This is a genomic window from Pseudomonas sp. NPDC089395 (assembly GCF_044749525.1).
In the GTDB taxonomy this organism is placed as follows: domain Bacteria; phylum Pseudomonadota; class Gammaproteobacteria; order Pseudomonadales; family Pseudomonadaceae; genus Aquipseudomonas.
In genome coordinates this window covers 1-18,793 of record NZ_JBIVID010000022.1, presented here as the reverse complement: position 1 = coordinate 18,793, position 18,793 = coordinate 1, and the positions used below count along the sequence as shown (strand labels likewise).

Sequence of the window (18,793 nt, the reverse complement as noted above, 5' to 3'; positions counted from 1 at the left end):
TGGGAGCGGGCTTGTCCCGCGAATGGGCCGCAAAGCGGCCCCTGCTTCACACCTCCTCGCGCCGATACGCCCACTGGTACAGCGCCGGCAACACCAGCAAGGTCAACGCCGTCGACGACAGGATCCCACCAATCACCACCGTCGCCAGCGGCCGCTGCACTTCGGCACCGGTACCGGTGGCCAAGGCCATCGGGATGAACCCCAGTGACGCCACCAAGGCGGTCATCAGCACCGGCCGCAAGCGCGTCAGCGCCCCCTCCTCGACCGCCACCCGCAAGCTGCGTCCCTCCTCACGCAGGCTACGAATAAAGGCAATCATCACCAGGCCATTGAGCACCGCCACCCCGGACAAGGCGATAAAGCCCACCCCCGCGGAAATCGACAGTGGAATGTCACGCAGCCACAGCGCCAGCACCCCGCCGGTCAAGGCGAAGGGAATGCCCGTGAACACCAGCAGACCATCCTTGAGGTTGTTGAACATCATCAGCAGCAGCGCCATGACCAACAGCAACGCCACCGGCACCACCACCTGCAGGCGCTCGGCCGCCGACTGCAACTGTTCGAACTGGCCGCCCCAACGGGTCCAGTAGCCGGGCGGAATCGCCACTTGCTCGCGCAACGCCAGCTCGGCCTGCTCGACGAACGAGCCCAGGTCACGCCCGCGCACGTTGGCACTGACCACCACCACCCGCTTGCCATCCTCGCGGCTGACCTGGTTCGGCCCCAGTTGCAGGTTCAGCGTGGCAACTTGCGCCAACGGGATGAAACCGATTTGCGCGGCCCCGGCGGAGGCGCTCGCAGGCACCGGGATCAGCAGGCTGGACAGGCCATCGACATCGGTGCGCAACGCCTCGGGCAGGCGCACGACCATGTCGAAGCGGCGGTCGCCCTGGTACAGCGTGCCCGCCGTGCGACCGCCAACGGCAATGGCGATGGCGTCCTGCACGTCGCCGACATTGAGGCCATATCGGGCAGCCTTGTCGCGGTCGATATCGATGGTCAGCACCGGCAGGCCGCTGGTCTGCTCGACCTTCACTTCCGAGGCGCCCGGCACTTGCTGCAGGCTGCTGGCGATTTGCGCGGCGGTGCGGTTGAGCACGTCCATGTCGTCACCGAACAGCTTGACGGCCACATCACTGCGCACGCCGGAAATCAGCTCGTTGAAGCGCAGCTGGATCGGTTGCGACAACTCGTGGTTGCTGCCCGGCACACTGGCGGCCGCGCGCTGCACTTCGGCGATCAGCACTTCACGCGACTTGCCCGGGTCCGACCACTGCTCTTGCGGGCGCAACATCACGTAGGCGTCAGAGATGTTCGGCGGCATCGGGTCGGAGGCGATCTCGGCCGTGCCGGTGCGGGCAAACACCCGCTGCACTTCCGGCACCTGGGTGATGATCGCCTGCTCCAGACGCTGCTGCATGTCCACCGACTGCGACAGGCTGGTGCCCGGAACCCGCAGGGACTGCAGGGCAAAGTCACCCTCGCTGAGGCTGGGGATGAACTCGCTGCCCATGCGGCTGGCCATGACCCCGGACAACACCACCAGCACGGCCGCCGCGCTGAAGGCCAGCTTGCGCCGGCCCAGCACCCAGGCCAGTACCGGGGCATAGCGCTGGCGCGCGGTACGCATCACCAGGCCTTCCTCTTCCTTGACCTTGCCGGTGACGAACAGCGCGATGGCCGCGGGCACGAAGGTCACCGACAGGATCATGGCGCCCAGCAGCGCAATCACCACGGTGAAGGCCATGGGGTGGAACATCTTGCCCTCGACACCCGTCAGGGCAAAGATCGGCAGGTACACCACCATGATGATCAACTGGCCGTAGATCAGCGGCCGGCGAGCCTCGCGGGCCGCAGCGAACACCTCGTGGAAGCGCTCGCTGCGGGTCAGCATGCGGCCATGGCGCTGCTGGGCATGGGCCAGGCGGCGGATGGCGTTCTCGACGATCACCACCGCACCGTCGACGATGATGCCGAAATCGAGCGCGCCAAGGCTCATCAGGTTGGCGCTGACCTTGTTGCTGAACATGCCGGTGAAGGTGAACAGCATCGACAGCGGGATGACCATGGCGGTGATCAGCGCCGCGCGGATATTGCCGAGGAACAGGAACAGCACGGCAATCACCAGGATCGCGCCTTCGACCAGGTTCTTCTTGACCGTGGCGATGGCCTTCTCGACCAGGTGGGTGCGGTCGTACACCGTCACCGCCACCACCCCTTTGGGCAGGTTGCGGTTGATGTCCACCAACTTGGCCGCCACCGCCTGGGACACCGTGCGGCTGTTCTCGCCGATCAACATGAACACCGTACCCAGCACCACCTCGCGACCGTTCTCGGTGGCAGCGCCCGAGCGCAGCTCCTGGCCCAGGCCGACCTGGGCGACATGGCTGACGCGAATCGGCGTGCCATCGGCCGTGGAGATGACGATGTTGGCAATGTCCTCGGCCGTGGCCACCTGCCCCGGCGCGCGGATCAGCAATTGCTCGCCGTTGCGCTCGATGTAGCCCGCGCCGACGTTGGCGTTGTTGCGTTCAAGGGCGCCGATCAAGTCGTTGAGGGTCAGCTTGTAGGCCGCCAAGCGCTTGGGCTCCGGGGCGATCAGGTACTGCTTGGCATGGCCGCCGATGCTGTTGACCTCGGCCACCCCTGGCACGTTGCGCAGCTGCGGCTTGATGATCCAGTCCTGGATTTCGCGCAGGTCGGTGGCCGTGTACGGTGTGCCGTCATCCTTGAGCGCGCCCTCCTCGGCCTCGACCGTCCACAGGAATATTTCCCCAAGGCCGGTGGAAATCGGCCCCATGCTGGACTCGATGCCTTCGGGCAACTGCGCCCGGGCGACCTGCAGGCGTTCGTTGACCAGTTGGCGGGCGAAGAACAGATCGGTGCCGTCATCGAAGATCACCGTTACCTGGGACAGCCCGGAGCGCGACAGCGAGCGGGTCTGCTTGAGCCCCGGCAGGCCGGCCATGGCGGTCTCGATGGCGTAGGTGATGCGCTGTTCGGTTTCCAGCGGCGAGTAGCCGGGTGCAGCGGTGTTGATCTGCACCTGGACGTTGGTGATGTCGGGCACCGCGTCGATGGGCAGTTTCTGGTAGCTGTGGATACCCACGGCCGCCATCAGCACCACGGCGAGCATCACCACCAGGCGTTGCTCGATGGCGAATTGGATCAGGCGTTCGAACATGCAAGCGTCCCCGCAATCAATGGCTGTGCTCGGCGGAGCCTTTGCCAAGCTCCGACTTGAGGACGAAGCTGCCTACGGCAGCCACCTGGGTACCGGCGTCCAGGCCGGCGGTGATCTCTACCTGGCCGGCGTGGCGACGGCCGGTCTGCACGGGGCGCGCCTCGAAGCCTTCCTCGGTACGGGCGAACACCACGGTCTGATCCTCCCAGCTCTGCAACGCGCTTTGCGGCACCACCACGGCGGCGTTGACGCGCTCGGTGCTGACCGCGATGGAGACGAACAACCCAGGGCGCCAGGCGCCGTCCGGGTTGGCCAGGGTGGCGCGGGCGGTGGCGGCGCGGTTCTGCTCGCCGAGCAGGCTGCCGACGTAGTTGATCTGGCCCTCAACCTGGGCGCCCAGGTCCGGCGCGCTGACGATCACGCTGCGCCCTGTGGTGACCTTGGCCAGGTCGCGCGGCGCGACGGCGAAGGTGGCCCAGACCCGGCTCAGGTCGGACAGGGTGAAGGCGTTGCTGGTCTCATCGACCACCTCACCCACGGTCAGGTGCTTTTCCACCACCACCGCGTCGAACGGCGCGCGCAACTCGTAGCGGTTGCCGCTGCCGGCCGGGCCCACTGCGGCGACCTTCTGCCGGGCATTGGCCATGGCGATTTCGGCTTCCTGCAGCGCCTGACGGGCCTGCAGGTAGTCCTGTTCGGCACTGATGCGTTCCTGCCACAGCTGTCGCTCACGCTCGAAGGTGAGCCGAGCCAGCTCCAGGCGGCGCTGGGCGGCCAGCTGCTCGCTGCGCAGGTCGGAGATCTGCTGGCTGGCAATCACCGCCAGCACCTGGCCGCGCTTGACCGCCTGGCCCAGGTTGGCCTGCACCGACTCGACCACGCCAGGCACGCGGGGCACCACGTGGGCGGTGTGGTCTTCATCGAAACGGATCTCGCCGGGGAAGCTGATGGCGCTGCTCATCTCGGCCGGGGCCGCAGCCGCCAGCTGGATGCCGGCCGCTTCGATCTGGGTGTCGGACAGGTGAACCTTGCCCTCTTCTTCCTGGTGCGCCTGGGCGCTCGCTTCGCCATGGGCATGGCTGTCTTCGGCGTGCTCATGGCTGTCTTCGGCGTGGTCATCGTGCTTGCCCTGGCCGAGGTTGCCGGTCCAGGCCAGGCCGCCGAAGCCGAGCACGGCGACGGCAGCCGCCAGGAGGGCGAGCTTGCGTGGGTTATTCATGGTTGCTCCTGCTGATCGTTGTATTGCTCAAAGCCGCTACGTCGCCATAGATGCGCTCGACCTGCGCTCGCGCATCGGTCGCCGAAGCCAGTGCCTCCAGGTACAGCGCGCGCGCCTCGATCAGCGTGCGCTGGGCATCGAGCACATCGAGGAAGGCGAACTTGCCCATTTCGAAACCACGGGTGGCGGTGTCCACGGCCTGCTGCGCCGACGGCAGGATGGTGCGGTCGTAGTCCTCCACGTCCTGCAGCGCCGTGCGCCACTGGCTGACGGCGCTGCGGGTTTCGCTGCGCAGGCGCAACTCCACGGCATTGCGCAGGTCACGGGCCTGGTCGGCGCGGCGCGCGGCGGCCAGTACATTGCCCTGGTTGCGGTCGAACAGTGGCAAGGGCATGGACAGCCCGACCACGTTGACCCGCTCGCGGTCTTCGCGGCTGTACTGGCTGCCGAGGCTGACGGTCAGGTCGGGGATGCGCTGGGCCTTCGCAGAGCCCAGCGACGCGTCGCCACGTTCGATCTGGGCGGCGGCCAGTCGCCATTCGGCGGTCTGTTCGAGCTGGGCGAGCAAGGCGTCTGTGCTGGGGGCCGCGCCTGGGGAAAGGTCGGCGGCCTGAACCTCCCGGAACGCCGCCAGCGGGCTGCCGGTCAGCCGCGCCAGGGCCTGGAAGGCCACCGTGCGCTGGGTTTCGGCGCGGCGAACCTCAGCCTGTGCCTGGGCCAGTTGAACCTGCGCGCGAGTGGCTTCCACCGGGGAGGACTGGCCGGCGGTCACACGCCCCTGCACCACTTTCAGGCCGCGCGCGGTCAGCGCCTGCGACTGCTGCGCCAGCTCCACCGCCGTCTGCGCGCGCAAGGCGGTATGGAAGGCCTGGACCACGTCGGCGCGCAAGCCGTTGCGTTGGCGTTGCAGGTCGAGCTGGGCAATGGTCTGGCCGCTGCTGGCCACGGCGATGCGCGCACCGCGCTTGCCACCGAGCTCCAGCGCCTGGCTGAGGGTGACCGTGGTGGTGCTGGTGTCGCGGCGGGTGTCTTCGACCTCCCAGGACAGCTCCGGGTTGGGGATCAGCCCGGCCTGGCGCCGTTCGCCTTCGGCGATGCCGATCTCGCGGCCGGCGGCCGCCAGCTCGGGGTTGTTGGCAAAGGCGGCAGACAGCGCTTCTGGCAGGCTCAAGCCCTGCCCGGCCTGGGCGCTGGCGGTGGCCGCGAGCAGCAGGCAGAGCACGGCGATCTTGCGGGGGATGGGCACTTTAAAAGTCCTCGTCGGCGAGCGTTGCCGCAGGACTGTAGGGAGGCGTGGTTATCGGGGCGGTGGCTGGGACATTACAATTCTGTCATCTGGCTTTTGCCTGGGTTCGATAATCGCCCACTTACCGGACGGGTCCGATTGACGAAACTAACCGGGTAGTACAAACATAGGCACATCCAAAAACAACAAAGTGATGTTGCCATGAAGCCCCTTATTCTTGTGCTCAACGGCCCTAACCTGAACATGCTGGGCACCCGCGAACCCACCCAGTACGGCCATGAAACCCTCGCCGACCTGGCCCAGGGCTGCGCCGACACGGCCCAGGCACAGGGCCTGCAGATCGAGTTCCGCCAGACCAACCACGAAGGCGAACTGATCGACTGGATCCACGCCGCGCGCGGCCGCTGCGCGGGCATCCTGATCAATCCCGGCGCCTGGACCCACACCTCGGTGGCGATCCGCGATGCGCTGGTGGCCAGTGAACTGCCGGTGATCGAAGTGCACCTGTCCAACGTGCACAAGCGCGAACCCTTCCGCCACCTGTCGTTCGTCTCGTCGATCGCCATTGGCGTGATCTGCGGCCTCGGCAGCCAGGGCTACCGCATGGCCCTCAGCCATTTCGCCGAGCTGTTGCAGGAGCACGCCGCATGACCCAGCCCACCATCCTTGCCGGCTTGATCGGCCGTGGCATCCAGCTGTCGCGCACCCCCGCCCTGCACGAGCACGAGGGCGATGCACAGGCGCTGCGCTACCTCTACCGCTTGATCGACGCCGACCAGCTGCAGCTCGATGACAGCGCCCTGCCCCAGTTGCTCGACGCCGCGCAGCGCACCGGCTTCACCGGGCTGAATATCACCTACCCGTTCAAGCAGGCGATCCTGCCCCTGCTCGACGAGCTGTCGGACGAGGCACGCGGTATCGGCGCGGTGAACACCGTGGTGCTCAAGGACGGCAAGCGGGTCGGCCACAACACCGACTGCCTGGGCTTTGCCGAAGGCTTGCGCCGTGGCCTGCCGGATGTGACACGACGCCAGGTGGTGCAGCTGGGTGCCGGCGGTGCAGGCTCCGCGGTGGCCCATGCGCTGCTGGGTGAAGGTGTCGGAAGGCTGGTGCTGTTCGAAGTGGACCCGGCGCGGGCGCAGGCGCTGGTGGACAACCTGAACCAGCGTTTCGGCGCCGGCCGAGCGGTGATCGGCAGTGACCTGGCGGGTGAGTTGGCGGCGGCGGATGGGTTGGTGAATACCACGCCGGTGGGCATGGCCAAGCTGCCGGGCACGCCGTTGCCGGTCGAATGGCTGCATGCGCGGCTGTGGGTGGCGGAGATCATCTATTTCCCGCTGGAGACCGAATTGCTGCGGGCGGCACGGGCGTTGGGTTGCCGTACCCTGGATGGCAGCAACATGGCGGTGTTTCAGGCGGTGAAGGCGTTTGAGCTGTTCAGTGGGCGGGAGGCGGATGCGCGGCGGATGCAGGCGCATTTTGCCAGTTTCACCTGAATCCGTGCCGGCGATAGGGCCAGCACAGACAAATCACCCTTTCTCATCCAACAACGCCTGTATCACCTTCTCCTGCCCGTCATAATCCCCCTCGCCAAAATGCACATGCCGCACCTGTCCCTGGCGATCGACAAAGTAATGCGCCGGCCAGAACTGGTTCCCCCACGCATTCCACACCTGATGGTCATTGTCCACCGCCACCGGATATCCGATACCCAGGCTGGCCACCTTGCGCTTCAATTGCCCGACGTCATGTTCGTAGTCGTACTCCGGGGTATGCACCCCCACCACCACCAGCCCCTGGTCGGCGTAGCGCCGGGCCCAATCATTGACGTGCGGCAGGCTGCGCTGGCAGTTGATGCAGTCCCATGTCCAGAAATCCACCAGCACCACCTTGCCCTTGAGCGCGGGGGCGTCCAGCGGCGGCGAGTTCAGCCACTGGCTGGCGCCCGCCAGCGACGGCATGGCGCCATAGCTGTCGCGTGCCAGCAGCTGGCCGGCCAGGCCAAGGCCCACCAACGCCAAGGCCACGCCGCCCGCCTTCAACAGCCGACGATCAATTGTCATGGCAACCGCCGGTGGCGTAGGTGCGGTATTCCACACTCTCGTGCTGGCCTTTGGAGTCGATGTAGTTCATGCGCGTGTTGACCGGGCCACAGGCGTTGCTCTGGTCATCTTTGACCGACAGCACTTTCTTGATGTCCAGGTGATCACCGTAGCGGTACTGCATGACGCCGTCATTGTTCATCGGCGCGGTGGCCGCCTGAGCGGCGATGGCGCCGAAACCGAGTACGGCGATCAGGCTGGCACGGGCAAAAGTCTTTACGTTCATGGCATTTCTCCTGGCATCTTCGAGCGGTGGGGAGTGATGCTCCCCGGTCGAGAGCCATTTCACGCCTGCCAGGTATCTCGTATGTGTCGTTTGTACCGGTGATGTGCTTCCTCCTGTATCTGTGCCAAGGGCAGATACACTGCAATACAAACCCCGGCAGGCAAGCGCGAGTGCCCTCGGTACACTGCGCCCCACTGCCCTTGCACAGGACGCCTGCGATGGAACATGTCGATCACATCCTGATCGTCGACGACGACCGCGAAATCCGCGAGCTGGTCGGCAATTACCTGAAAAAGAACGGCCTGCGCACCAGCATCGTCGCCGACGGCAGGCAGATGCGCGCGTTCCTCGAAGCCAACAGCGTCGACCTGGTGGTGCTCGACATCATGATGCCGGGCGACGACGGCCTGCTGCTGTGCCGCGAGCTGCGCGCCGGCAAGCATCGCAACACGCCGGTGCTGATGCTGACCGCGCGCAACGACGAGACCGACCGCATCATCGGCCTGGAAATGGGCGCCGACGACTACCTGACCAAGCCCTTTTCCGCCCGCGAACTGCTGGCCCGCATCAATGCCGTGCTGCGCCGCACGCGCATGCTGCCGCCCAACCTGACCATCAGCGAAAGCAGCCGCCTGCTGGGCTTTGGCCAGTGGCGCCTGGACACCACCGCGCGCCACCTGCTCGACAGCGAAGGCACCCTGGTGGCCCTGAGCGGTGCCGAGTACCGCCTGCTGCGGGTATTTCTCGACCACCCGCAGCGGGTGCTCAGCCGCGAGCAACTGCTCAACCTGACCCAGGGCCGCGAGGCGGACATCTTCGACCGCTCCATCGACCTGCTGGTCAGCCGCCTGCGCCAGCGCCTGGGTGACGACGCCCGTGAGCCGAGTTGCATCAAGACCGTGCGCAGCGAGGGCTATGTGTTCTCGCTGCCCGTGCAATTGCTCGAGTCGCCCTCATGAAATGGCCACGCACCCTGGCTTCGCGCCTGGCACTGATCTTCTTCACCGGGCTGGTGCTGGCCTACGGGCTGTCGTTCAGCCTGCAGGCCTATGAGCGCTACATCAGCAGCCGCTCGATGATGCTCAGCAACCTTGAGCAGGATGTCGCCACTTCGGTGGCCATTCTCGATCGCCTGCCGGCGGCCGAACGGGCCGCCTGGCTGCCGCGCCTGGAACGGCGTACCTACCGCTACCGGCTGGACCAGGGGCTGCCGGGGCAAGCGATGCCGAGCAGCGAACCGCCAATGGCCGCCGAATCGATCGTCAAGGCCATCGGCGACCGCTACCCCCTCACCTTCCAGGATATTCCGGGCCCCAACGCGCACTTCCAGGCGCACTTGCGCCTGACCGATGGGGCACCGCTGACCATCGATGTCACCCCTTCGCCGGTGCCGGTCGCGCGCTGGCTGCCGCTGGTGCTGCTGATCCAGCTGGCCGTGCTGCTGTTCTGTACCTGGCTGGCGGTGCGCCTGGCCATTGGCCCGCTGACGCGCCTGGTGCAGGCGCTGGACACCCTCGACCCGGACAAGCCCGGTGTGCGCCTGGACGAAAGCGGCCCCCGCGAAGTGAAGTATGCGGCCGTCGCCTTCAATGCCCTGCAGGCGCGTATCGCCGCTTACCTCAAGGAGCGCATGCAGCTGCTGGCGGCGATTTCCCACGACCTGCAGACCCCGATCACGCGCATGAAGCTGCGCGTCGAGGTGATGGACGAAGGGGTCGAGAAAGACAAGCTGTGGCATGACCTGGATGCCATGGAGCACCTGGTGCGCGAAGGCGTAGCCTATGCCCGCAGCATGGACATCAACACCGAGCCGCCGTGCCGGATCAACCTCGACGCCTTCCTCGACAGCCTGGTGTTCGATTACCAGGACAGCGGCGCCCAGGTGGAACGCCAAGGCAGCACCGATAGCCTGCTGGAAACCCGCCCGCATGCCCTGCGCCGGGTGCTGGTCAACCTGGTGGACAATGCCTTGAAGTTTGCCGGCAAGGCTCAGCTGGAGGTGAGCCGCGAGCAAGGGCATACCGTGATCCGAGTGCTCGACGACGGCCCGGGGATTCCGGCTGAAGAACTGGGCGAGGTGCTCAAGCCGTTCTATCGGGTAGAGAGTTCGCGTAATCGCAGTACCGGTGGCACGGGGTTGGGGCTGGCGATTGCCCAGCAACTGATCCAGGCCATGGGCGGGCAGTTGACCTTGAGCAATCGCCAGAGTGGCGGGCTTTGCGCACAGATCGAGTTGTGATGAAAGGCTGATGACGCTATCGCCGGCAAGCCGGCTCCCACAGGTACTGCGCAAGCCTCAACTGTGGGAGCCGGCTTGCCGGCGATAGGGCCCTCCGGTACACCCAATCATTACAGTCGGATACACAACCCCACCCCCTTCGACACACTGCAGATACCCCTTCCCCGCACACTCCCGGCCACACACCTTCACACCGGGAGACACTCCATGATCACCCTCACCCGCACCTTCACCACCCTCGACCGCGCCGGCAACTGGAGCGCCGACCTGCCGCTACGGCTGTTCCTGGCCTGGGAGTTCTTCGAGTCGGGCGTTGAGAAATTCAATGGCAGCAACTGGTTCAGTGACCTGCAGTCCAGCTTCCCGTTCCCCTTCAGCGCACTGCCGCCGGAGCTGAACTGGCAGCTGTCGATGTGGGCCGAGCTGGTGCTGCCTTTGCTACTGTTGCTGGGCCTGGGCACGCGGCTGGCCGCAGCGGGGCTGATGGTGGTCACCGTGGTGGCCATCGCCGCCGTGCACTGGCCAGTGCATTGGTCGAGCCTGACGGAACTGGCGCAGGGATACGCCATTACCGACCGAGGCTTCGGCAACTTCAAACTGCCGCTGATCTACCTGGTGGCACTGCTGCCCTTGCTGCTCAAAGGATCGGGGCGACTGAGCCTGGACCACTGGCTCAGGTCCCGTGTGCTGACCCGCTGATACGCCGCTGCGGTCAATCTTCGAGCGGTTTGGGGGGCGCTGCAGGTTTGGCCGGCTTGGCGGGTTTGCTGTCCTTGGCCTTTGGCTCGGGGACAGCCGCCGCCACCGGCTCAGGTGCAGACATCGCCTTCTCGGTGGCCGGCAGCTCGTCGACTGCCTTGAGGATGGCCTGGGGGTCGATCTTCTCGCCCGTGTCGTCATCCTTGAGTACGTGCCGCTCGCCATCCTTGCCCACCAGGATCACCTTGGTGCCCTTGCTGGCACCCAGCTTGAGCTCGCGGATCAAGGCCATGGTGGTCTGCTGTTCGAGGTTCTTGTCCTCGCGCTTGCCCATCATGTTGGCGACGCTGTACACCACCAGCCCGCGCTCCTTGAAAGCGGCCTGGGTGGCCGGGTCCTTGAGTGCGTCGTTGAGGCCGCGCAGCGTGGGGTCCGCGCTGCTCGGAGCAATGACGACCAACGGCCTGGCCTTGCCCAGTTCCTTGGCCAGGGGTGCGTCACTGTCGGCGGCAAACAGAGGGCCAGCGACGGCAAGCAAGGTGGCGAGGGTCAGTGACCGGACGAGCATGCGTATCTCCTTATTCTCTCGATAAACCAAAGACTACAGATCATGGAGAAAGATCCGACGCAGGAGCCTAAACCAGTTGCCTGGGGGCGTGCGCGGCACAAAAGTAACTTCCGATTACCATGAGCGGGCTGTGACATCTCCGGAAACATCACCGCCCTGTTAGAGCATAGTTCAAAGCCGCCAGGGGTCAGCTATCGCTTAACGTTATGGTGTGCGCCCGGCCCATGGCCTCACGGGTCAGTTGCAGCATCACCTCGTGTTCGCGTTGCTGGGTATGGATATGCAACAGCGCGATCTCGCTCTCCATGTTGCCCAGCTCCATCAGCCGTTCCAGCTCGTCATGGATATCCTGCGGCACCTTCAGGCGAGCCTTGAAACTGGCGTTCAGGTAATCCTGCCAGAACGCTTGGCGCGAGAGGAATTGCGCCAGGCTGTCCCGCGACTGCGCGGCGATCACGGCACGCTCGGCGCGCAGGATGTCATGCGGCCTGAGGCTGGGGATGCCGGCATACAGCATGTCGTCCTGCTGCACCGGCAGGTCCAGCTTCACACGCAAGGCGATCCGGTAGGCCAGCGCGAACTCGATCGACTCGCTGCTCGCCCCCACGTTCAAGGCATGCTCTGCCGCCAGCTGGTCCAGCACCTGCATGCGCCAGAGCTGCCCGCCCAGGTGCAACAGTGCGCGCTCGGGGTGCTGGGCCAGCTCACCGTGGCGCGCACGCCACAGCAGCACGCGCAACTCCAGGTCGGTGAAGCGTACGGTGGCGTTGTCCTGGCAATCGGTCACCGCCGCGTGCTCGAACAGTTCGTGTCTGAGCACGTCATCCCTGACCATGAACTCGAACATGTCCAGCAGGCGTGCGGCAAAATTCCTGGCCAGCGGGAACGACTTGAAGTTGCCCGATGAGGTCAGCGCCGACAGGGTATTGAACAACTCCCTTGCCCCCTGATCGGCTTCCAGCTGCGTCCACAGTGCGGCCAGGTCGTCGCGCCGGCCGGGGGGAGCCACGTCCAGCCAGCGCAGGCGATACGGCACACGGCTCTCCTCCAGCCAGTGCCAGATGCTGACGGCTTCTGGCCCGGCGGCGAACAGGTTGCCGGCCAGGTTGACCCGCCCCACGCGCCACAGCTGCGACTCATGGAAGCCCTCGGGCAGTTCGTAAAGGTAGTTGTCGCGCAGGTCGAGGGTGTGCAGCTCAGGGCTGTCCATCACCCCATAGGGGAAGTCGGCGAGCCTGGTGCCCTGCAGGTACAGGGCATTGAGCCGGGGCATGCCGAAGATCGAAAAGCTCCTGGCCAGCGGGTTTGACGCCAGGTTCAGGTACACCAGCGAACTGCAGCTGGCCAGCACCAATGCCTGCCCTTCATCCAGCGCAATCTGGTTGCCCGAAAGGTCGAGCACTTCCAGTTGCGCGGCCAGCGCCTGCGGCAGCGGCAGGCGCCGCAGACGGCAATGAGTGATTTCCAGGCTGCGCAGGTTGGGGAAAGCCTGCAGGAAGTCATCAGGCAGGGTCTCAAGGCGCATGGCACGCAGCGCGATGACCGATACATGCGGAAAACTGACCGATTCGGGCAAGCTCGGCAGGTGCTGTATGCGCCCGCCGATATGGCTGAAGATGTAGTGCAACTGGTCCACCGCATCGTTGCCCAGTTCCGGGATCAGCCAGCGCCAGCAATCGATCAGGCCCTTGCGCAATTCACGACGGGCGAACAGTTCGAGCGAGGGGAAGGCGCCGCGCACCCACTGGTTCAGGTGGCTGCGCAGGGCGTTGTACTGCTGCTCCAGGGCTTCAAGCTGCAACAGCGCATCCTGGCGCTGCAGCCAGCGGCCGATCTGCTCGTCGCTGAAGGCCGGGTAGAGGTCTCGCAGCCTGGCCTGCAAGGCCCGTGGGCTACGCCCACCGAGGGTCGCCCAGAACCTGCCGCCGCTCAACGGGTAACCGATCCTGCCGTCGGCGAAGCGCTGAGGGGCGAGGAACGAGCGATTGGGCCGGTCCAGGCCAAGCCAACCCATGAGGGTGTCGCGCAGGCCATTCGCTTCTGCCGACAGGTGCGCCCGCAAAGCCGCCGCAAAAGGCTCGCCCAGGCCGGTTGCTGCACGCTGTTCAGGGGTGTAGGCCTGAGCCACCACATCGAACAGCTCGCCCACCTCGGCCAAGGGGCCATCGCCTGCGCCGTGGCGGCTGAATGTGCCTTGACGGTGGATGAGGTCGAACGCTCCGGCACGGCCCTCGGTCGTCAGCAAAGGCTGGCTGGCATCACCGTCGAACAGCCTCCAGCTCGGCCCCAGGCTGGCCCCAGGCAGGCGCGCGAGCAGCTGCAGTACAACCCGCGCCAGGTCGAGATTCTGCGGCGTGTCGAAGGCCAGGGCCTCATACACCCGTGCAAGGCGAATGCCCGTCACCTGCACCCTGGCGGCCTGGGCCATGAACAGCGGCACCTGCTGGGTCTTGAGCAAGGCTTCACGTTCGTCCTCGCTGGCCGTGCGCAGCACTTCATCGGCCGCCAGCCGGTGCAGGCTGGTGAAGCGCCTGCGCAATACCAGGCTCGCCTCGGTGTCGGGCAGTTGCGCGTCATAGCGTTGTTGCAAGAACTCGCGGCGCAGGCTCCAGACCACATCGGCCAACGCCTGGCCTTCTTTGCCGGCCGCGCCGGGCAGCCCCCTGGCGTGCGCCAGCAGCGCCGTGTCGGCAATCGCCTGGCCGCTGCGCAGCTGCCGCCCCAGGCTCTGGATGCGGCTGGCCAGCAACAGCCGTATCACCGTGTCGGCGACACCGGCTTCGGCACGCCGGCCATACACGTGCCAGGCCCGCAGGTGGTCGGCCTCCAGGCCATGAATGGCCATGACCTGGTCGACCTGAGGGTCATCCAGTTCACTGTAGGGCCTGCCCAGACGGCGAAACAGCAGGTGCGTGTCGGCCCACTGTGCGGGTTGCTCATGCCATAGCCGCCAAGCACCTGCACCGTTGTGACGCAACTGCGGCCCATGCCCGCGGTAGGTGTCCAGTTGCCAGGGCTCGCCGAGACTGGTTTGGCGAACCCTATACCACACCCCTTGCATCTCGACCCAGCAGCGTTCGCCCTGCCGATAGATACCCAGCTCGTCCCTCACGGCGGTGCCCGGTGGGCCGTCGCTGCGGTAGGGCCGCAGGTCGCCGTTCCACAGCTTTTCACTGCCGTCCTCCAGCCGCGCCGTGATCAACTCATCCACCTGGCTCCAGGCGCGGCGGGCGACGGTGACGGTGGCGGCGGTCGCGCCGAGCATGGCAATGCCTTTGCCTACGCTGAGCATGTGTTCAAGAGCCGCATCGCGCTCGTCGTCGTGCCAGTCGGCGATGGCCTGATAGGTTTCCTCCAGCAACTCGTAGGCCATCACTGCCGCCAGCACCGCGCCAATCGCCGGCAGGTACAGCCCGGCCACCACCAGCAGTGTCCAGCCCTCGGCGCGCAGGCGTATGTCGTGCTCTTGCTGGGCCTGGCGGTCGAGCTCGGCCACGGGCGGCGCGATCATCGCGGCATCGTCCTTGATCTGGGCGATCCAGGCAGCGGCCAGGTGGTCGAACAAGGTCGGCGGGTAGCCGGTGGTCTGCTCATCGAGGCTGCGGGTAGCCCAGTCGGCCACATCATCGAGGCGCTCGCCCACCGCGGCGAACAGCTGCTGGCTGTCCCGGCGGCGCACGAAACGGCTGAAAAAGCGCCGGTAGGCCGGGTCACGCAGGCGCATGCCGAGCACTCGGCGCGCGTAGTCGTCGAGGTCGTCACGGGCGCTCCAGGCACCCTGCGGGTCGCCCGGCACATACACCAGCACGCGCCTGGAGCTGTTGTAGATCACCCCCACATCGATCACATCCAGCACCACGATGCGCTGCAAGGCGCAGCCGAACAGCTTGAGTTGCCGGGCGTTCACGGGAGCCCCGTGCAGCCGGCCCAGGCGGTCTTCGCGGCATAGCTGCGTCACCAGCTGCAGCTCGTCCGTGCTCAGCACACCTTGCGCCCGGGCCTTGACGGCATCGGCCAGCATGCCGTAGCGCTGCAACTGCGCCAGCAATGCCTGGACGCCCTGCTCGCCGTTGTCTTCAAGCAAGACCGAATCCAGGTGACGCTGATACTGCTGCCCCAGGTCCAGGTCACGACACAGCCCGGCAAAGGCCAGCGCGGACAGGCCGGCCTGGGCAACGCCTCGGGTGTCGACCACGGCATTGCGCGCGGGCTGCTCGCTGCGTTCCTGTTCAGTGAAGTTGTAAAGCGCCGCTTCCAGCAACGGCAGGTCGTAGTAGTCGCTGTCCTGCACGGGCAAGCGCCCGGCCACGAAGCCGGCCGTTGGAGAGATGTAGTGATACCAGCGGCGAAAGTAGAGCTTTTCGACCTCAAGCCGTCCATGGCGGTCGAGCGCCTGCTGCAGCAAGGGCCTGGCAAAGTCGTCGATACGGCGCACCCGTGCAAAGGCGACGGCCAACGTCTGACGCAGGTGCACGAGTTTTCGCAATGCCTCGCTCAGCACGCTGAACTCGCCCTCGCTGAGCGAACTCATCCAGGCCGGCAGGCGCTTGGCGATCAATTGGTCCTGATACGCTTGGGCGACGGCAAGGGTATCGACTTCAGGGGTGTTGTCCTGCATGGCTAGCTCCTGGGTGCGGTTCGGCACGAGGCTAGGCAATGCAGGTCAACAGCGGTAATTAGCTATCTAGCACCTGTTCAGAACAGCAGCAGCTGGCGATCGGTGAGGCGGCTGAAGTCATCGTTGACGAAGGGCAGGATCGCATCCGCCACGGGCTGCAGCTGGCGGCTCAGGTAATGCTGGTAATCGATCTGCGCGTGCAGGTTCTCCAGCGGCTGTGGGCCGGCGGTGGTGATGACGTAGCTGATCCAGCCGCCGCGCTGGTACTGCAGCGGGCGGCCCAGGCGCTGGTTGAATTCGTCGGCCAGGCGCGCCGCACGCACATGGGGCGGCACATTGCGCTGGTAGTCGGCCAATGGCCGACGCAGGCGCTTGCGGTACACCAGCAGCTCGTCCTGCTCGCCGGCCAGGGTGCGCCGCACGTACTCGCACAGGTAGTCGCGATAAGGCTCGCCGCGAAAGACCCGACCATAGAGTTCCTGCTGGAACTGGCGGGCCAGTGGCGACCAGTCGGTGCGCACCGACTCGAGGCCTTTGTAGACCATTTCCTCAGTGCCATCGGCGCGCTGCACCAGGCCCGCGTAGCGTTTCTTGCTGCCCTCGTCGGTGCCGCGGATGGTCGGCATCAGGAAGCGCCGGTAATGCACTTCGTACTGCAGCTCCAGCGCGCTTTCCAGTTTCATGGTGTCGCGCAGTTGCTGGCGCCACCACTGGTTGACCTCGGCCACCAGCGCGCGCCCGATACGGGCGGCGGCCTCCTCGTCATGAGCGCCCTTGAGCCAGACGAAGGTGGAGTCGGTATCGCCGTAGATCACATCGAAGCCACGCGCTTCGATCAGGGCGCGGGTCTGACGCATGATCTGGTGCCCGCGCATGGTGATCGAGGATGCCAGGCGCGGGTCGAAGAAGCGGCAACCGCTGGAGCCGAGCACCCCATAGAAGGCGTTCATGATGATCTTCAGCGCCTGCGACAAGGCCGCGTTGCCGTCGCGCTTGGCCGCCTCCCTACCCTGCCACACGCGCTCGACGATAGCGGGCAGGCAATGCTGGCTGCGCGAGAAGCGCCCGCCGCGAAAACCTTCGACCGAATGCGCGTCATCGGGCTGGCGCAAGCCCTCGACCAGGCCCACGGGGTCGATCAGGAAGGTGCGGATGATCGACGGGTACAGGCTCTTGTAGTCCAGCACCAGCACCGAGTCATACAGCCCCGGGCGCGAGTCCATGACGAAACCGCCGGGGCTGGCTTCGTCAGGGCGGCTGCCGAGGTTGGGGGCGACAAACCCCATTCGGTGCATGTGCGGGATGTACAAATGGCAGAACGCAGCCACCGAGCCGCCGCTGCGGTCCACTGCCAGGCCGGTGACGGCGGCGCGTTCGAGCAGAAATTCAAGCAAGCGGGTGTGGGCGAAGATGCGTGTCACCAGCTCGCAGTCCTTGAGGTTGTAGCGAGCCAGCGCGGGCTTGTCCTCGGCGAACATGCGGTTGATCTCGTCCATGCGCTGGTAGGGCGTGTCGATGGCCTTGCCCTCGCCGAGCAAGGTCTGGGCGACATTTTCCAGGCTGAAGGACGGGAAACTCCATGTTGCTGAGCGCAACGCTTCGATGCCGTCGATCAGCAGGCGTCCCGGTGCATCGGCGAACACGTGGCCGCCGTTGGCGTGGGCACGCAGGGTCATGGGCGCACCTTCGCGGCCCAGGGCCAGCGGCACCTGCAGTTGCTTGGCGTGTTCGTGCAGCAGGCGCAGGTCGAACTGCACCAGGTTCCAGCCGATGATCGCGTCGGGGTCGTGCTGGGCCAGCCATTGGTTGAGGCACACCAGCAGTGCTGCGCGGTCTTGGCAGTAGTGCAGGTCGAAGTCGAGGCTTTCGGGGGCGTTGGCGGCTGGGCCGAGCATGTACACCTGGCGTTGGCCGCAGCCTTCGAGGGCGATGCTGTAGAGCTCGCCGCGTTCGCTGGTTTCGATGTCCAGCGACACCAGGCGCAGGGGTGGGCGGTAGTCGCTGGCGGGTTTGAGCTGGGCATCGCAGAGCACGCCGTGGGAGTCGGGCGTGCCGGTGAACTGCACTGCGGCGGTGATGAAGCGCTCCATGAGGTAGCGTTCTGGGGGGCGGATGTCGGCCTCGAAGACGTCGATACCGGCGCTGCGCATGCGTTGTTCGAGTTGCATGAGCTGGCGGTGTTGGCGGGTGTAGAGGCCGACCATGGGGCGTTGTTCGAAGTCGCGCAGGCGCAGGGGTTTGAGTTGGGCGCCGGCTTCGCCGGTGAGTAGCAGGCGTGCGTGTTCGGCCTGCGCCTGGGGCAGGAAGGCGACGGACTCCTGGGGTGCCAGGCGCACGCGCTGTGGTCCTTGGTCGGTGGCCAGCCAGAACTCCACGCAGGTGCCTTCGGGCGTGTCATACCAGTGCCGGGTCAGGACAAAGCCCTGCTGCAATTCCACGGTTACCTCGAATCATCACGTCATTAGCGCCGATTCTACCGCCCAGCCCTACATTTAGCTTTCGCTCTTGCTCTTGCTCTTGCTCTTGCTCTTGCCGTTGCTCTTGCTTCTGGTGCGCGCAAGTTCAGTCACCGCAAATTGCGACGTCAGGAGGCCGAGCGGAGGTCTTGCGGAGGGAGGCGACGGGCATGGATGCCCGTCGAGCGCTGGGCCCCAGGATGGGGCCTGCAGCGCGGTCCTCCCGGGAGCAAGAC

13 protein-coding genes are annotated in these 18,793 nt (G+C 65.9%); 5 read left to right on the top strand and 8 right to left on the bottom strand.

The features are described from left to right. Positions 1-46: 46 nt before the first annotated feature. Genes ACIPZG_RS26270 through ACIPZG_RS26260 form a run of 3 tightly spaced genes read right to left on the bottom strand, consistent with a single transcriptional unit; the run spans position 47 to position 5,649 of the window. Entirely contained in the window at positions 47-3,184 is a 3,138-nt protein-coding gene (locus ACIPZG_RS26270) for a CusA/CzcA family heavy metal efflux RND transporter (RefSeq protein ID WP_400718337.1), read from the bottom strand. A gap of 16 nt (positions 3,185-3,200) precedes the next feature. Next, a complete protein-coding gene (locus ACIPZG_RS26265) occupies positions 3,201-4,403 on the bottom strand; it encodes an efflux RND transporter periplasmic adaptor subunit (protein WP_400718335.1) in 1,203 nt (400 codons plus the stop codon). After that, a complete protein-coding gene (locus ACIPZG_RS26260) occupies positions 4,396-5,649 on the bottom strand; it encodes a TolC family protein (RefSeq protein ID WP_400718333.1) in 1,254 nt (417 codons plus the stop codon). Before ACIPZG_RS26260 ends, ACIPZG_RS26265 begins: the two co-directional genes overlap by 8 nt. Positions 5,650-5,850: 201 nt before the next feature. Between ACIPZG_RS26260 and aroQ the strand changes: the two genes are divergently transcribed. After that, positions 5,851-6,300, top strand: coding sequence for a type II 3-dehydroquinate dehydratase (gene aroQ, locus ACIPZG_RS26255; protein ID WP_400641382.1), 450 nt, complete (start codon positions 5,851-5,853; stop codon positions 6,298-6,300). Beyond that, complete coding sequence (locus tag ACIPZG_RS26250) at positions 6,297-7,145, top strand: shikimate dehydrogenase (protein WP_400718331.1); 849 nt, start codon at positions 6,297-6,299, stop codon at positions 7,143-7,145. The genes aroQ and ACIPZG_RS26250 overlap by 4 nt, the downstream gene beginning before the upstream one ends. Before the next feature lie 33 nt (positions 7,146-7,178). Here the strand turns inward: ACIPZG_RS26250 and ACIPZG_RS26245 are convergent, their stop codons facing one another. Together ACIPZG_RS26245 and ACIPZG_RS26240 are read right to left on the bottom strand one after the other, a co-directional pair. Beyond that, positions 7,179-7,712, bottom strand: coding sequence for a thioredoxin family protein (locus ACIPZG_RS26245; protein ID WP_400718329.1), 534 nt, complete (start codon positions 7,710-7,712; stop codon positions 7,179-7,181). Beyond that, complete coding sequence (locus tag ACIPZG_RS26240) at positions 7,702-7,977, bottom strand: DUF2790 domain-containing protein (RefSeq protein WP_400718327.1); 276 nt, start codon at positions 7,975-7,977, stop codon at positions 7,702-7,704. The genes ACIPZG_RS26245 and ACIPZG_RS26240 overlap by 11 nt, the downstream gene beginning before the upstream one ends. Positions 7,978-8,195: 218 nt before the next feature. Here ACIPZG_RS26240 and ACIPZG_RS26235 point away from each other — a divergent pair, with 218 nt between their 5' ends. The 3 genes from ACIPZG_RS26235 to ACIPZG_RS26225 all read left to right on the top strand — a co-directional run bounded on the left by ACIPZG_RS26235 (position 8,196) and on the right by ACIPZG_RS26225 (position 10,915). Continuing rightward, complete coding sequence (locus ACIPZG_RS26235; protein ID WP_008092733.1) at positions 8,196-8,936, top strand: response regulator; 741 nt, start codon at positions 8,196-8,198, stop codon at positions 8,934-8,936. Continuing rightward, the gene (locus ACIPZG_RS26230) at positions 8,933-10,216 is read left to right on the top strand and encodes a sensor histidine kinase (protein WP_400718324.1); all 1,284 of its coding nucleotides are present in this window, start codon (positions 8,933-8,935) and stop codon (positions 10,214-10,216) included. Before ACIPZG_RS26235 ends, ACIPZG_RS26230 begins: the two co-directional genes overlap by 4 nt. A 207-nt stretch (positions 10,217-10,423) precedes the next feature. After that, entirely contained in the window at positions 10,424-10,915 is a 492-nt protein-coding gene (locus tag ACIPZG_RS26225) for a DoxX family protein (protein ID WP_400718321.1), read from the top strand. A 13-nt stretch (positions 10,916-10,928) separates the two neighbouring features. Here the strand turns inward: ACIPZG_RS26225 and ACIPZG_RS26220 are convergent, their stop codons facing one another. From ACIPZG_RS26220 to ACIPZG_RS26210, 3 genes are all read right to left on the bottom strand, one after another. After that, a complete protein-coding gene (locus ACIPZG_RS26220; RefSeq protein WP_400718318.1) occupies positions 10,929-11,483 on the bottom strand; it encodes a DUF4174 domain-containing protein in 555 nt (184 codons plus the stop codon). Positions 11,484-11,670: 187 nt separating this feature from the next. After that, positions 11,671-16,101, bottom strand: a complete 4,431-nt coding sequence (locus ACIPZG_RS26215) for an NEL-type E3 ubiquitin ligase domain-containing protein (RefSeq protein ID WP_400718316.1) — start codon at positions 16,099-16,101, stop codon at positions 11,671-11,673. A 77-nt stretch (positions 16,102-16,178) separates the two neighbouring features. Beyond that, positions 16,179-18,539 (bottom strand): DNA polymerase II, encoded by a 2,361-nt coding sequence (locus ACIPZG_RS26210; RefSeq protein ID WP_400718314.1) that lies wholly within the window; start codon positions 18,537-18,539, stop codon positions 16,179-16,181. Positions 18,540-18,793: the final 254 nt, after the last annotated feature.

Coding starts and splice junctions, on each gene's coding strand:
- ACIPZG_RS26270 (WP_400718337.1), bottom strand. CDS start 3,184: ATGTTCGAACGCCTGATCCAATTCGCCATCGAGCAACGCCTGGTGGTG.
- ACIPZG_RS26265 (WP_400718335.1), bottom strand. CDS start 4,403: ATGAATAACCCACGCAAGCTCGCCCTCCTGGCGGCTGCCGTCGCCGTG.
- aroQ (WP_400641382.1), top strand. CDS start 5,851: ATGAAGCCCCTTATTCTTGTGCTCAACGGCCCTAACCTGAACATGCTG.
- ACIPZG_RS26250 (WP_400718331.1), top strand. CDS start 6,297: ATGACCCAGCCCACCATCCTTGCCGGCTTGATCGGCCGTGGCATCCAG.
- ACIPZG_RS26245 (WP_400718329.1), bottom strand. CDS start 7,712: ATGACAATTGATCGTCGGCTGTTGAAGGCGGGCGGCGTGGCCTTGGCG.
- ACIPZG_RS26240 (WP_400718327.1), bottom strand. CDS start 7,977: ATGAACGTAAAGACTTTTGCCCGTGCCAGCCTGATCGCCGTACTCGGT.
- ACIPZG_RS26235 (WP_008092733.1), top strand. CDS start 8,196: ATGGAACATGTCGATCACATCCTGATCGTCGACGACGACCGCGAAATC.
- ACIPZG_RS26230 (WP_400718324.1), top strand. CDS start 8,933: ATGAAATGGCCACGCACCCTGGCTTCGCGCCTGGCACTGATCTTCTTC.
- ACIPZG_RS26225 (WP_400718321.1), top strand. CDS start 10,424: ATGATCACCCTCACCCGCACCTTCACCACCCTCGACCGCGCCGGCAAC.
- ACIPZG_RS26220 (WP_400718318.1), bottom strand. CDS start 11,483: ATGCTCGTCCGGTCACTGACCCTCGCCACCTTGCTTGCCGTCGCTGGC.
- ACIPZG_RS26215 (WP_400718316.1), bottom strand. CDS start 16,101: ATGCAGGACAACACCCCTGAAGTCGATACCCTTGCCGTCGCCCAAGCG.